Genomic DNA, 14858 nt, shown 5'->3' on the forward strand with positions numbered 1-14858 from the left:
CCGGCGTCTCGATGGGGGGCACCACCGGGACGTGCGGGCATCACGGAGACAGGCATTACGGAGAGAGGGGAGATGCGCCGGTGATCGTCGCGGAAGCCGTCGGCCGTACACTCGTCCGGCTCGGCGCCGACAGTACGTTCGGGGTGGTCGGCAGCGGGAACTTCCACGTCACCGACGCCATGGTCGCCGCGGGCGCCCGGTATGTCGCGGCGCGGCACGAGAACGGCGCGGCGGTCATGGCCGACGCCTACGCCAGGGTCTCCGGCAAGCTCGGTGTCGTCACCGTGCATCAGGGCTGCGGCCTGACCAACGCGCTGACCGGCATCACCGAAGCGGCCAAGAGCCGCACCCCGCTCGTCGTTCTGGCCGCCGACACTCCGGCGGCCGATCTGCGCTCCAACTTCCGTGTCGACCAGGATGCGTTGGCACACGCCGTGGGCGCGCGGGCGGAGCGGGTGCACAGCCCGGACACCGCTGTCGCCGACACGGTGCGGGCCTTCCGGCTGGCGGTCTCGGGCCGGCGCACCGTCGTGCTGAACCTCCCCATCGACGTGCAGAGCCGGCAGGTTCCCGAACCGCTGCCGGAACCCGAACCGGCCCGGCTGCACCAGCCGGCACCCGCGCCGGAGGCGGTGGCCGCACTCGCCCGATTGCTGGGGCAGTCGCGCCGTCCCGTATTCATCGCCGGACGCGGTGCGCTCCCCGGGCCCACGGTGGAGGAAAGGCCCGCGGTGGACGCGCTGCGTGAACTCGGCGCCGCCACTGGTGCGTTGCTCGCGACCTCGGCCGTCGCGCGCGGCCTGTTCCACGGCGACCCGTGGTCCCTCGATGTCTCGGGCGGCTTCTCGTCGCCGCTGGCGGCCGAGCTGATCTCGGAAGCCGACCTCGTCGTCGGCTGGGGGTGTGCCCTCAACAAGTGGACTACGCGCCACGGTTCGCTGATCGCGGCCGACGCGTCCTTGGTGCAGGTGGACATCGACGCCGAGGCGATCGGGGCACACCGTCCCGTCGACCTCGGCATCGTGGGTGACGCGGCGGCGACCGCCTCGGCGGTGACGGCGTTGCTGGCCGGCGACGGACGCCCGTCCACCGAGGACCCGCCGCAGGAAGGCCGACGGGGCTACCGCTCCCCCGAGCTGGGAGCACGCATCGGGCGCGAACTCGCCTGGAACACCGTGCCGTACACGGACGATTCGACCGACGGGAACATCGATCCACGCACGCTGTCCATCCGACTCGACGAACTGCTGCCGCGCGAGCGCGTACTCGCCGTCGATTCGGGCAACTTCATGGGCTACCCGGCCATGTTCCTGTCCGTGCCGGACGAGCGGGGCTTCTGCTTCACGCAGGCGTTCCAGTCGATCGGTCTCGGCCTGGCCACCGCGATCGGAGCCTCCCTCGCCCGGCCGGACCGCCTTCCGGTGGCCGCGCTCGGCGACGGCGGTGCGCTCATGGGCGTCTCGGAGCTGGAGACGGTGGTCAGGCTGGGTCTGCCGATGGCGGTCGTCGTCTACAACGACCGCGCCTACGGCGCCGAGGTGCACCACTTCGCCGGCGACGGTGTCGACCTGAGCACCGTGACCTTCCCCGACACCGACATCGCCGCGCTCGCCCGCGGCCTCGGCTACACCGCCGTCACGGTGCGCGGCGAAGGCGACCTCGAGTCCGTCGCCGCATGGGTGGACGGACCGCGCAGCACGCCGCTTCTGGTCGACGCCAAGATCACATCGGCGGAGGGCTCGTGGTGGCTGAAGGAGGCGTTCCGCGGGCACTGACCGGGCGCCGACGGCCGCGCCCGGCACCTTGCCCGAAACCGAATCCGCACGCGGGCCGTCGTCGGCGACCGGGCCCGCGGGGCCCTGCGGTCCCACACCGGACGTGGCTCCTCTGCGCGCCATGATGCACTGGCAACACACACGATGATGTGTGGCCGCTGTGACCGGCGACGACCAATGGGGGGCCTGTGCGGGAATATCTACTGACGCTGTGCGTCACGGCTGCGGTCACCTACCTGCTCACCGCCCCGGTGCGTAAGTTCGCCATCCTCGTCGGGGCCATGCCGCAGATCCGAGCGCGTGACGTACATCGTGAACCCACTCCGCGACTGGGCGGGATCGCGATGTTCGGAGGGCTGTGCGCGGGCCTCCTCGTAGCCGGCCAATTGACCAACATCCACGAGGTCTTCGAGACAACGAGCGAGCCCATCGCACTCCTCTCCGGCGCTTCCGTGGTCGGGCTGCTCGGTGCGCTCGATGACAAATGGGGCCTCAGCGCGCTTCTCAAGCTCGGCGGTCAGGTGATCGCCGCTGGCGTGATGGTCCTGCAAGGGCTGACGGTCCTGTGGCTGCCGATTCCCGGGGTCGGCCCCGTCCCGCTGTCGGAGGAACAGGGGATGTTCGTCACGGTGACGGCGGTCGTCGTCACGATCAACGCCGTGAACTTCGTGGACGGCCTGGACGGACTCGCCTCCGGCATCGTGTGCATCGCCGCAATGGCCTTCTTCATGCACGCCTACCGCATGTGGTACGGCTACGGCATCGAAGGGGCCGCTCCCGCAACGCTGTTCGCCGCGGTGCTGATCGGCATGTGCCTGGGATTCCTGCCGCACAACATCCACCCGGCACGGATATTCATGGGTGACTCAGGGTCGATGCTCATCGGGCTGGTGATCGCCGCCAGCGCGGTGTCGGTGACCGGCCAGGTGGACTCGGACCTCCTCGTCGAAAGGGCGGGCAGCTCCCGCGAGGCCACGCACGCAATGATGCCGGTCTACGTTCCGCTGCTGTTGCCGCTGACCGTCATCGCCCTCCCGGTCGCGGATCTGCTCCTGGCGATCGTGCGCCGCGTGTGGAAGGGGAAGTCGCCCTTCGCCGCCGACCGCGGCCACCTGCACCACCGCCTGCTGGACATCGGACACTCGCACCGCCGCGCCGTCTTCATCCTCTACTTCTGGTCCGCGCTGATCGCGTTCGGAACGATCGCGCTCTCCGTGCACGACGGAAGCGGGTGGGTCGTGGCCGGCGTCGTCCTCTTCGGCTTGGTGGGCCTCGTCCTGTTGCTGCTGCCCCGACTGGCTCCACGCCGGGCGCAGCGCCCGGGGACGTCCGGGAGCACTCCCGCAACGCAGGACGCGCACGACCCCGGACTCCGCCAGCTCAGCGGAACGGCCGAGAGCGGACCGCACCAGCCGTGACCTGAGGCTTACGCAGGTCGGCACCGGATGATCTCTGGCTGACATCCGCCCTTGTGCACGAGCTCAGGCCCGATGAAAGATGATCAGCGATGCCCATCAAGACGCTGCAGATTCCGACCGACGACGGGCAGGCCGACGCTTTCGCCGCCTTCCCCGACCGCGGCGAGCGGCACCCGGGGGTCCTGCTGTACGCGGACGCCTTCGGCGTGCGGCCCGTGCTGGAGGAGATGGCCCGCGAACTCGCCGAGCACGGCTACTACGTGCTCGTCCCCCACCTCTACTACCGGCACGGCCCGGCTCCGGTGATCGAACTTCCCGAGCACATCGGAGAAGAGGTCCGGCCCGCGGACATCGCCCGGCTGATGCCGCTGGTCGAGGCGCACACCACCGAACGTGTCCTCCGCGACGCCGACGCCTACCTGGGGTTCCTGACCGCCCAGGACGAGGTCGAGGCGGGACCGGTCGCCGTGATCGGCTACTGCATGGGCGCCGCGTCGGCGATGCGCACCGCGGCTGCCCACCCCGGCCAGGTGGCCGCCGTCGCCGGATTCCACCCCGGGTTCCTGGTCACCGAGGCGCCCGACAGCCCGCACCGCTCCGTCCCCGAGCTCACGGCCGAAGTCCATCTCGGCCTCGCCGAGAACGACATGTCGCCAGAGACCCTCAGCGAGTTCGAGCAGGCCCTGGATGCCGCGGGTGTGGGGTACACGTGCGAGATCTACCCCGGCACCATCCACGGCTTCACCATGTCCGACACCGACGCGTTCAACGCCTCGGCGCTGCAGCGCCATTGGGACCGTCTGCTTCCCCTCCTCGTCCGCACCCTTGGCACGGCTGAGGTTCGCGGTCCTCATCGTTCAACTCCCGTGGGGGAACGTCCCGTTCGGCGATGTGCGGTTCTCCCCGCCGCTGCCCGCCGGGCCGGGATGCGTCAGTCCACGCGGCAGTCGTCCAGGTCCACGCGGGTCATCGCCTCGGGATAGCGGCGGGCGAAGTCGACGTATACGTCCACCCCGTGGTCGATCCGGCCCTTGAGCCGGTCGTCCGGCAGGGGCTTCACCCGGCCCGGGACCCCCAGCACCATCGAGCGTTCGGGCACGTCGAGCCCTTCGGGTACGAGTGCCGCGGCGGCGACGACCGAACCGCTGCCGACGACGGCCCTGTTGAGCACCGCCGACATGGACGCGATCAGGCAGCGGTCCGCGACCGTGCAGCCCTCCAGGTGGGCGTTGTGCCCGACGACGCACTCGTCCCCGACGATCGTGGGCCACTCCCTCGTCGTGTGGATGATGGTGCCGTCCTGGATCGACGTCCGTGCGCCGACCTCGATCCGGCCGTGGTCGCCCCGCAGGACGGCGCCAGGCCACACCGACGACTCGGGGCCCACGGTGACGTGTCCGATCAGCACCGCGTCGGGGTGGACGTAGGCGCCGGCGCTCACCCGCGGACGTACTCCGTCGAACGCGTAGACAGGCATGCGTCACTCCCTTTCGGGGTCGAGGCCGTGGTAGACGCGCATGGCGTTCTCCCCGAGCACCAGCGGCACCGTCTCGTCGGAGAACCCAAGCCCGGCAACGGCCCGCGCGTTCATGGCCGTTCCGGGGACACCGGGCCAGTCTGTACCGAAGATCCACTTGCGTGCGAGCCTGTTCAGATCTTGGCGTGCGTAGTACGTCGTCAGGCGCTTGGGGGGCAGTCCGGACAGCTCGATCCAGACGTTCTCGTTCGAGAGCGCGAGGAACGCCGCGGCGTCGTACCACCAGCCCCTGCCGCCGTGTGCGAGCACGACCTTGAGTTCGGGGAACATCCTGAGCACCGGGTAGAGCTGCGTGGGGTCCGCGTTCTCGTTCATCGACCCCGGGAAGGACGACGTCCCGCAGTGCATCACCAGAGGGACGTTCCGCTCGACGAGCACCGAGTACGCCGGGAACAGCGCGGAATCGTCCAGGCGGAACCCCCCGTGCACAGGGTGCAGTTTGAGCGCGGCCGCGCCCAGGTCGAGCTGGCGCCGCAGCTCCCGGTCGATCGGGAAGTGCAGATGCGGGTTGACGTTCGCCACGGGCCGGAAGCGCCGCGGGTTCTGCTCGACGAGCGGCAGCAGGTCGTCGAACCGCTGGTAGCCCGTGGCCTTCGGGCTGTACTCGCAGAACAGCAGCGCCACATCGACGCCTTCGGCCGCGAACAGACTGTCCAGCTTCGCCGGGTCCGGGTTGCCGTCCGCGTCCCAGACGAGTCCCAGCACGCCCTCGGGCCCGAAGTCCCGTGCCCACTGCGACCATGCGGGGGCGATCGAGGAGAGCAGGGGCACGTGCACATGGGCGTCGACCAGGAGATGACCGTCCAACATCCGTGGTTCTCCTGCCTAGTTGCCGGGGTGCTTCGAGACCAGCGGAGTGTCGACGCCGATGTCGCCGGTCAGCCGTGAGCCGCCCGGTGTGCCTATCGGCTCGTCCCGCCCGGGCAGCACCTCGCTGAAGAAGGTCTTGTTGTCCTCGATGAAGTCCTGCTGCTCCTCCGGTACCCGGCGGTCCTGGGAGATCGCCTCGACGGGGCACACGGGCTCGCAGGCGCCGCAGTCGATGCACTCCTTGCCGTTGATGTACAGCTTGCGCTCGCCGACGTAGATGCAGTCGACCGGGCACTCCTCGACGCAGGACTGGTCGGTGATGTCGATGCAGTCCGACATGATCACGTAGGGCATCGTGGTCTCCTCCTCAGGCCGCCACCGCGGCGACGGGTGCCTCGTCGGTGCTGTGTCCGGGGAACAACGAGGCCTCGGGGTCGAGATGCACCGCGGCGTTGTTGACGGCGGTGGCCACCTCGCCGAAGCCGACCGAGATCAGACGCACCTTGCCCGGGTACTCGGAGATGTCCCCCGCCGCGTACACACCGGGCAGGTCGGTCGCCATTCTCGAATCGACCATGAGGTGGCGGTTGTCGTGCAGATCGAAGCCCCACTCGCGCATCGGCCCGAGGTCGGCAAGGAAACCGAGCGCGGCCACGACCCGCTGTGCGGGCAGCACGAAGGAGTCCTGGTTCTTCGGGGTGACTTCGACCTTCTCTATCGTTCCCTTTCCCTCGATGCGGGTCACCTGTGCGTCGGTCATCACCGTGGCGCCGCAGGAGCGCACCGCGTCGACGGTGGCGGCGTGCGCGCGGAAGGCCGTCCGCCTGTGCACGAGCGTCACCGACCTGGCGATCGGCTTGAGCGCCAGCACCCAGTCGCAGGCGCTGTCGCCGCCGCCGACCACGACGACGTCGGTTCCCGTGAAGTCGACGAGCGACGGCACGAAGTACGACAGCCCGCGTCCGAGGAAGTCCTCACCGGCCGGCAGCGGCCGGGGCGTGAAGATACCGATGCCGCCGGTCACCACGACGGCGCCGCAGCCGATCACCGTGCCGTCGGACGCCGTCAGCCGGAAACGGTCCGGGCCGTCGCCGGACGGGACGGACTCCAGCGTCCGGGCCTGCCGGCCGAGGAGATACAACGGGCTGTACCGGTCCGCCTGTTCGACGAGGTTGTCGACGAGCTCCCGCCCCCGCACGCTGGGAAAACCCGCGATGTCGAAGATGGGCTTCTCCGGGTACATCGCCGTGACCTGACCGCCCGGTTCGGGCAGTGAGTCCACCAACGCGACGCGCAGCCCGCGGACGCCGGCGTAGTAGGCGCCGTACAGCCCGACGGGTCCCGCTCCGACGAGCACGAGGTCCACCTCGTGGCGGTCGCCGGAGGGAATCTGCTCCCCACTGGTCATCTGCTCCTCCTGCATGGTGCTCGCGCTCAGCTGACGGCTTCGGGCTCGGCGGACGCGCGGGCGGCATGTTCTGCCGTGGCGTCCGGAGCGCCGGCTTCGGCGGCCATCTGACGGATCTTGAAGCGCTGCAGTTTGCCGCTCGCGGTGCGCGGCAGCGTCTCCACGCACACCACACGGCGGGGCGCCTTGAAGTGGGCGAGTCCGTCCCGGCAGAAACCGATCAGGTCCTCGGGCGTCGCGGTGGCGCTCTTCCTGAGCACCACGTAGCCCACCGGCTTGTCCAGGCCCTCGCCGTCCGGTACGCCGACCACGGCGGCCTCGATGACGTCCTCGTGCTCGATCAGACGGCTCTCGACCTCACCCGGCGACACCCAGATGCCACCGGCCTTCAGCATGTCGTTGGACCGGCCCAGGCAGGTGTAGCGGCCCTCGTCGTCCCGCACGTAGGTGTCTCCGGTGGCCAGCCAGTCGCCCTGGAAGACGTGGCGGCTGGTCTCGGTACGGCACCAGTAACCCGTCGCGATCGACTGGCCCTTGACGTACAGCGAACCCGGCTCGCCGGACGGACGCACAGTGCCGCGCTCGTCCCGTATCTGCAACTCGTAGCCGGGCACCGGGAATCCGCTCGTGCCGGGACCGATGTCGTCCGGCCGGTTCGACAGGAAGATGTGCAGGGCCTCGGTGGAGCCAAGTCCGTCGATGATCTTCACGCCGAAGTGCTCCTGCCAGCGGTGCAGCAGCGGCGCCGGCAGGGCTTCACCGGCCGAGACGGCAAGACGCACCGACGACATCAGGTCCGCGGGCAGATCTGCGGACAGCATCCCCGCATAGAAGGTAGGGACGCCGAAGAAGAGGGTCGGCCGGTCGGCGCGTACCCGCTCCGCGATCACTTGCGGGGTGGGACGGCGCGGCTCCAGCACGGTCGTCGCGCCGGCCGAGAGGGGGAAGAACGCCGAGTTGCCGATCCCGTAGGCGAAGAAGAGCTTCGCGACCGACAGGCACCGGTCGTCCGGGTGTATCCCCAGCACCTGCTGCCCGTACGTCTCGCACACGTGCCGGATGTTGACGTGTCGGTGCATCGCGGCCTTCGGCATTCCGGTCGTTCCGGAGGTGTAGAGCCACAACGCCGGAGTGTCCTCGACGGTGCCGGCGACCGTGCCGTCCTCCGGTGCGAGACCGCCGGTGAACTCCGCCCACGGCAGCCGCACCACCCGCTGCGGCACCTCCGGTTCGGCCTCCCCCACCACGACGAGGTGACTCACGTCGGGGGACGCCAGCACCGCCTCGCCGCACGCCTCGGCGAACTCCGAGGTGCACACGAGGACGCGGGCTCCGCAGTCGGCCAGGATCGCGCCGAGCTCCTTGCCGGTCAGCATCGTGCTCACCGGTACGGCGACCAGCCCGGCGCGGAAGGCGCCCAGGATGGTGGTCAGCAGCTCCGGGGTGTCGGACATGCAGCACATCACGCGCTCGTCGCGGTGCATGCCGAGGCGCAGCAGCGCACCGGCCACGCGGGCGGTGTCGCCGGACAACTGCGCGTAGCTGATGTCCCCTTCCGCGTGGCGGACGGCGGTGTGGTGGCCGCGGCCGGCGTCGAGGTGCCGGTCGACAAGGTAGGTGGCGGCGTTGAAGGACCGTGAGGGCATGGACATGTGCTCTGCGCCTCCTTCTTCCTCGGCTGCGGCGGTCCGTCAGACCCGCTTGACGTCGAAGTCGGCGCGCTTCCCGGTGCCGAAACGGCGCAACGCGCCCTCCGGTCCGGAGGCGTTGGGACGGTTGAAGATCCAGTTCTGCCAGGCGGTCAGCCGGCCGAAGATCTTCGTCTCCAGCGTCTCGGGCCCCACGAAGCGGTGATTGGCCTCCATGCCGGTCAGGGCGTCCGGGGAGAGCGAGGCGCGCTCCTCGAGCACGATGCGCAGCTCGTCCTCGTAGTCGATGTCGTCGAGTGACATGGTGACGAGGCCGAGTTCGGCCGCGTCGTCGGCGGTGAGCGGGGTCCCGGTGCGGGCGAGTGCCGCCTGAAGGTCCTCGTCGGCCTCGTAGAAGCGCGACTGCAGCCGGGTCAGGCCGTTGCCCATCGGGTAGGCGCTCTGGTTGGCGCGGCCGACGACGAGGGCCGCCGGCTCCGCGTCGGGGTCGACGTCCTCGAAGACCCCGGCCAGCATGTACTGCCGGTCGCAGGCCAGCGCGAGTTCCAGCAGCGTCCCCGCGAAGCAGCTGCCCGGCTCGATCAGCGCGACGAGGCTGCGGCTGGTGACGTCGAGGCGTTTGAACGTGCGCTTGAGGTAGTGCCGTACCTCGTTGACGAACCAGTCGCCGGCGAGGTCGTCGAGCTGTGCGTCGTATGCGAGCACAGTGCCGGCGTCGCCCGTGGTGCGGAACACCCAGGTGCCGAGCTCGAGTTCGTTGGTGCGCAGCCGCAGGATCAGGTCGTCGAGCTCGCGGGCGAGCGCGAGCGGCCAGTAGTCCGTGCCGCGTTCATGTGCGGCTGCGGCGTCGGCCGGCGGTTCGCCGGCGGGCGCCTCGACCGTGATCTCCACACGGCGCTGGTCGCGCAGCAACTGCGCCTTGACGTGCGGGTAGATGATCGAGTCGCTTGTCTCCGTGCGGTCCAGCGGCGTCAGTTGGACGCCCTGCGCGTCCGACGGACGGTGTGAGCGCCTCGCGGCCTCCTCGGCCCGGGACTTCACCTCGTCGTCGAACCGGCCGCGGGAGACGGCGGCGTCGACCAGCTTCCACTCGACGGCGGTGTTGCCCTTGATGCCCTCGGACTTGGTGGCGAAGATGTCGGCCCGGTCCTTGCGGACGTGCCGCTTGTCGACCACCCGGGTCAGGCCGCCGGTTCCGGGCAGCACGCCCAGCAGGGGCACCTCCGGCAGCGCGACCGCGGACGAGCCGTCGTCGACGAGCACGATCTGCTCGCAGGCCAGGGCGATCTCGTAACCACCGCCGGCCGAGGTGCCGTTGACCGCGGCGATGTAGGTCTGCCCGGAGTGCTCCGTTGCGTCCTCGAACCCGTTGCGGGTCTCGTTGGTGAACTTGCAGAAGTTCACCTTCCAGGCGTGCGTCGACTGGGCGAGCATCTTGATGTTCGCTCCCGCGCAGAACGTCCGCTCCAGGCCTCCCGTGATCACCACGGACTTGACCTGCGGGTGCTCGAACCGCAGCCGCTGCACGGCGTCGTAGAGCTCGATGTCGACGCCCAGGTCGTAGGAGTTGCTCTTGAGCTCGTAGCCCGGGACGATCCCGCCCTCCTGGTCCACCAGCAGCGTGAGCGTCGCGATCTCACCGTCGACGTCGAGCTTCCAGTGCCGGTACCGGCCGGGCGAGGTGTCGAAGGAGACCTTGGGCGCGGCCTCGGGGGCCCCAGCCGCCTCGACGTCCGCAGCGCCCGCTTCGGTGACGGGCGGCTGGGTACTGGGTTCGACCGCGGCGGTCATCGAACTCCTCCAAACGATCGGGTCACTAGAGCTATGACTCTACAATGGCATGGCGAGTCGTCAATAGTAAGTAGCACGTTTTTCTGACGGGACGGTCCGGGGCGACCCCGGCCGGACTAGAATCCGGGTGATCCTCCCGGCCTCTTCGAAAGGACCCGACGCCGTGGCCGCTGCCGGCAGCACCACAGAGAGCCCATCGCGCACGGGGCGCGCCTGGCCCGGCTCCACGAGCGCGCGTTCCTTGCTGCTGACCGTGCTCGGAGAATTCGTGCTGCCCCGCCACGAGCCGGTATGGACGGGCGCGCTGCTGCGGGCACTTGAGTCCCTCGGCATCGAGGAGAAGGCGGCACGGCAATCGCTGGCCCGCTCCTCCACCGAGGGGCTGCTGGTCTCGGACCGGGTCGGACGGCGCACCCGCTGGAGCCTGACCTCGAACGGGGAACAGCTCCTGGAGGAAGGCACCGAGCGGATCTACTCGTTCATGCGGCACACGCGCCGCTGGGACGGCCGCTGGCTGGTGCTCGCGGTGACGGTGCCCGAGACGCAGCGACGGCTGCGGCACAAGCTGCGCACCCGGCTCACCTGGGCCGGCATGGGGTCACCGGCGCACGGCCTGTGGGTGGTGCCCGACGCGGAGCGCGCGGAGGAGGTCAAGGCCATCGTGCGGGAGCTCGGCATCGAGCACAGCACCATGTCCTGGACGGGTCCTTCGGCCGGGATCGGCGACCCTCAGGACGTCGTGGCCGCCGCCTGGCCACTCGACAAGATCGAGACGGCGTACGGCGAATTCGTCGAGCGATTCGGCAGTCTGGAAGTGAGCGGCCAGCAGGAGGCGTTCGTCGCCCAGGTGCACCTGGTGCACGCCTGGCGGCGCTTCCCCGCGCTGGACCCGGCCCTTCCCGCGGAGCTCCTCGACCACGACTGGCCGGGCCCCGACGCCGCCACGCTCTTCCACCGCCGCCACGAGCGCTGGCACCGCCGCGCTCAGGCGTACTGGGAGCATCTGTGCGCCGGAGCAGACGACCGGACCTGACGCACCGGGCGCCCGGCCCGCCTGCGGACCGGGCGCCCTTCGGCAGCGCGCGGGTGCGCGGTGACTCCTAGCCTGCTCAGTTGTCCTCCTGCCAGAAGCGCACGTAGTCGAACTCCACGCCCAGCTTGTTGATGCCCTGCGCGGGCGGCGCGATCCACCCGGCGAACTGGCCCGGCTCGTACACGGGCCGCATCAGCGACCGCACGTCGGCCATGTCCTGCTCCGAGGGCAGCCACTCGTGGACCTTGGCGTCCCACTGCTCCTGGGTGAGCACCTCACCGTCGGGGCTGACCTGGCTGTCGGCGTACACACCGACCTGGCGGTTGAAGCCCTCGTGCGGGAGCGTCAGGCGGTGCGGCAGCCCGGCGTCCTCCAGCGCCTGGTTCCAGCGGCGGATGCCGTTCTCGCAGTCGGCGACGTACTCGTCGCGCAGGTCCAGGTTCAGCGCGTTGAGCAGGGGGACGGTCTCGGTGACGAGTTCGCCGTTCTCGACCTTGGTCATCTCACGCGTCTGGTCCTGCAGTTGGTGGTCGTCCTTGCGCCGGCGCTCCTGCCAGCGGCCCTTCAGCCCGGCGGTGTAGTACGCCGCCGCGTTCGAGGAGAGCTCGGAGCCGAACAGGTCCATGGAGACGGAGAACTGCTGGTTCAGGTACTTCTGGATGATCGTGAACGGGATCCCGCCGTGCTGCAGGATGTCGTCGGTGCCGTGCTCCTTCATCAGCTCGGCGGTCCGCTCGACGACGCGCTGGATCCCGGTGGTGCCCACGAACATGTGGTGGGCCTCTTCCTTGAGCATGAACTCACAGGTGCGGGCGAGCGGATCGAAGCCGCTCTCCTTCAACGTGCCGAGCTGGTACTTCCCGTCCCGGTCGGTGAAGTAGGTGAACATGAAGAAGTTCAGCCAGTCCGTGGTGTCCTCGTTGAAGGCGCCGAGGATGCGCGGGTTGTCGTAGTCCCCGCTGTTGCGGCGGAGCAGTTCCTCCGCCTCCTCGCGTCCCTCGCGTCCGAAGAACGCCTGCAGCAGATAGACCATGGCCCACAGGTGACGGCCCTCCTCCACGTTGATCTGGAAGAGGTTGCGCATGTCGTACAGGCTCGGCGCGGTGGCCCCCAGCTGGCGCTGCTGCTCCACGCTGGCCGGCTCGGTGTCCCCCTGGACGACGATGAGCCGCTGCAGCTCCGCGCGGTACTCGCCGGGGACCTCGGTCCATGCCTTCTCGCCCTTGTGCTGACCGAAGGTGATCTCACGGTCCGGGTCGGTCTCGGCGAGGAAGATGCCCCAGCGGTACTCCTCCATCGGCACGAAGTCGTAGACGGCCCACCCGTCGCGGTCTATGGCGACGGCGGTGCGCAGATAGACCTCCTTGGTCGGCACCTGCGGGCCGAGGCTCTTCCACCAGTCGATGAACTTCGGCTGCCAACGCTCAAGCGCCCTCTGGAGCTTGCGGTCGCCGGCCAGATCGACGTTGTTGGGGATCCGCTCGCTGTAGTCGATCCTGCTCACCGGGCCGGTGGGCTCGGGCGCGGCTCCCAGGCGGTCATCCGTCGTCGTCATCCGCTCTTGCCCTTCTCTCCGGGTACAACCGTTAGTCCACGACTTACAATCGTCACGTCATTTGAATGTAGCACGTCTGGTCAAGATGCGGTCCCGGCGAGAGCCTCCAGTACGCGGGGTGATGCCTGAACTGCCGTGCGCTGGAGGTGATGTGCGACAGCGCGCAGGCCGCCTTCCTCCTCGCCGCCGCCGGCGCGGCCGGGCCCGCCGTGCACGAGCTGCGGCATCGGGGTGCCGTGGCCGGTGCTTTCGCCGGCGTCGTCGCGGTCGAGCACGAGGATGCGTCCATGGTGCGCGGCGGCGCCGAGCACGATCTCGCGCACCGTCTCCTCGTCGTGGGAGACGACCGAGGCGACGAGCGAACCCTCTCCGCGTGCCAGCAGGTCCACCGCGTGCGCGGGATCCCGGTAGCCCATGAGCGTGCTCACCGGGCCGAACGCCTCGACGGTGTGCGGTTCCGGACGTGCCGGGTCGTCGCAGCGCAGCAGCGTGGGTGCCATGAACGCACCCGTCGTGGAGTCGGCGCCGGCGACCTCAGCCGGCGGTCCGCCGCCGGTGACCACCGTGGCGGCCGTCTTCAACCGGTCCACGGCCGCGAGCACTTCGCCACGCTGCGCCTGCCCGACGAGGGCACCCATGGTGACGCCCTCCGCCCCGGGTGCGCCGATGACGACCTTCGCGAGACGGTCGGAGACCGCGTCGGCCACCTGGTCCAGCAGCTCCTCCGGCACCAGCGCCCGCCGGATCGCCGTGCACCTCTGTCCCGCCTTGCAGGTCATCTCGTGTACGAGGGCGTCGGCGAAGAGCTCGAACTCCGGGGTGCCGGGGACCGCGTCCGGACCGAGCACGGAACCGTTGAGCGAGTCCGCCTCGGCGTTGAACCGCACCGAAAGCGCGGTCACGGCCTCATGTCCCCGCAGCTTGGCCGCGGTGCCGGCCGAGCCGGTGAAGGAGACCAGATCCTGCCCGCCGAGGTGGTCGAGCAGGTCGCCGATCCCGCCGCACACGAGCTGCAACGCCCCGTCGGGCAGCAGGCCGGTCTCGTCGAGGATGCGGACGGCATGTTCGGTGACGTAGGCGGTCTGCGTGGCCGGCTTGACGATGGTGGGCACGCCGGCGATCAGCGCAGGCGCCAGCTTCTCCAGCATCCCCCATACGGGGAAGTTGAAGGCGTTGATCTCCACCACGACGCCGCGCCGCGGAGTCAGGAGGTGCCGTCCGGCGAACGTGCCGCCCTTGCCGAGCTGTTCGGCGTCGTCCTCGGCGAGCACGTTGCCGTCCGGCAGCTGCCTGCCTCCCTTGCTCGCGAAGACCAAGGCAGTGCCGATGCCTCCGTCGACGTCGACGGAGGCGTCCGCGGCGGTGGCGCCCGTGCGCGCGGACAGCTCGACCAGCTCGTGGCGCCGTTCCTTCAGTGCGAGCGCCAACCGCTTGACCAGCGCGGCCCGTTCGGTGAAGCCGCTCTGCCTGAGCGCCGGCCCGCCGACCTCGCGGGCGTACGCGACGGTGGCCGCGGCGTCGAGGCCGTTGCTCGAGACCATGACCACCGGCTCGCCGGTGACGGCGTCGGTCACCTCCAGCCCACGGCCGTCGGGGGCCCACCAGGCTCCGCGGGTCCAGCTGTGCAGTGTTCGTGCCACGACCGCTCCTTCGCGGGGTTGTCACCAGGTGCGGAAGTACTGATCCCGCGCATGCCTCGCCCCTGACCATCCTCAAACACGCTACATATTCATGACGCATCGCGTAAAGAACGTGGCATTGTTCATCTGCCGACCCCGCTCGCGCACCCCACGGGGCGCACCCGGCCGGTCCCCAGCGCCTGGCCCAGCGGCCGCAGCGACAGGGCCGCCGCAACGACCCCGGCCACATCGCGGTGTCCTTC

At 69.9% G+C, this 14858-nt stretch carries 11 protein-coding genes and 1 pseudogene; 4 read left to right on the plus strand and 8 right to left on the minus strand.

What is annotated here, in order from left to right:
• Positions 1-80: 80 nt before the first annotated feature.
• From I004_RS0104800 to I004_RS32275, 3 genes and pseudogenes are all read left to right on the plus strand, one after another.
• Positions 81-1775 carry a thiamine pyrophosphate-binding protein gene (locus I004_RS0104800; protein WP_028434539.1) on the plus strand — a complete coding sequence of 565 codons (1695 nt, stop codon included), beginning with the start codon at positions 81-83 and terminating at the stop codon, positions 1773-1775.
• Between the two features lie 188 nt (positions 1776-1963).
• Positions 1964-3193: an MraY family glycosyltransferase gene (locus I004_RS32270; RefSeq protein WP_078510830.1), complete on the plus strand. Its 1230-nt coding sequence runs from the start codon at positions 1964-1966 to the stop codon at positions 3191-3193.
• An 89-nt stretch (positions 3194-3282) separates the two neighbouring features.
• Positions 3283-4020, plus strand: a pseudogene (locus I004_RS32275) (dienelactone hydrolase family protein); the annotation flags it as partial.
• A gap of 104 nt (positions 4021-4124) precedes the next feature.
• Here the strand turns inward: I004_RS32275 and I004_RS0104815 are convergent.
• Genes I004_RS0104815 through boxC form a run of 6 tightly spaced genes read right to left on the minus strand, consistent with a single transcriptional unit; the run spans position 4125 to position 10388 of the window.
• A complete protein-coding gene (locus I004_RS0104815; protein WP_028434540.1) occupies positions 4125-4670 on the minus strand; it encodes a gamma carbonic anhydrase family protein in 546 nt (181 codons plus the stop codon).
• Positions 4671-4673: 3 nt separating this feature from the next.
• Complete coding sequence (locus I004_RS0104820; protein WP_028434541.1) at positions 4674-5540, minus strand: amidohydrolase family protein; 867 nt, start codon at positions 5538-5540, stop codon at positions 4674-4676.
• Between the two features lie 15 nt (positions 5541-5555).
• Entirely contained in the window at positions 5556-5894 is a 339-nt protein-coding gene (fdxA, locus tag I004_RS0104825) for a ferredoxin (RefSeq protein WP_028434542.1), read from the minus strand.
• Positions 5895-5907: 13 nt separating this feature from the next.
• A complete protein-coding gene (locus I004_RS0104830) occupies positions 5908-6948 on the minus strand; it encodes an NAD(P)/FAD-dependent oxidoreductase (protein ID WP_037975201.1) in 1041 nt (346 codons plus the stop codon).
• Positions 6949-6974: 26 nt separating this feature from the next.
• On the minus strand, positions 6975-8600 hold the full coding sequence (locus I004_RS32280) for a benzoate-CoA ligase family protein (protein ID WP_051344712.1): 1626 nt from the start codon (positions 8598-8600) through the stop codon (positions 6975-6977).
• A 39-nt stretch (positions 8601-8639) separates the two neighbouring features.
• Positions 8640-10388, minus strand: a complete 1749-nt coding sequence (gene boxC, locus I004_RS0104840) for a 2,3-epoxybenzoyl-CoA dihydrolase (RefSeq protein ID WP_028434544.1) — start codon at positions 10386-10388, stop codon at positions 8640-8642.
• A 163-nt stretch (positions 10389-10551) separates the two neighbouring features.
• Between boxC and I004_RS0104845 the strand changes: the two genes are divergently transcribed.
• Positions 10552-11421, plus strand: a complete 870-nt coding sequence (locus tag I004_RS0104845; protein WP_028434545.1) for a PaaX family transcriptional regulator C-terminal domain-containing protein — start codon at positions 10552-10554, stop codon at positions 11419-11421.
• A 76-nt stretch (positions 11422-11497) separates the two neighbouring features.
• On the opposite strand, the gene boxB is transcribed toward I004_RS0104845, so the two are convergent.
• Both boxB and paaZ read right to left on the minus strand, forming a co-directional pair.
• Complete coding sequence (gene boxB / locus I004_RS0104850) at positions 11498-12976, minus strand: benzoyl-CoA 2,3-epoxidase subunit BoxB (RefSeq protein WP_028434546.1); 1479 nt, start codon at positions 12974-12976, stop codon at positions 11498-11500.
• An 80-nt stretch (positions 12977-13056) separates the two neighbouring features.
• A complete protein-coding gene (gene paaZ / locus I004_RS32285; protein WP_051344713.1) occupies positions 13057-14616 on the minus strand; it encodes a phenylacetic acid degradation bifunctional protein PaaZ in 1560 nt (519 codons plus the stop codon).
• Between the last annotated feature and the right edge of the window lie 242 nt (positions 14617-14858).

The sequence above is a fragment of the Streptomyces sp. TAA486 genome, from assembly GCF_000426165.1.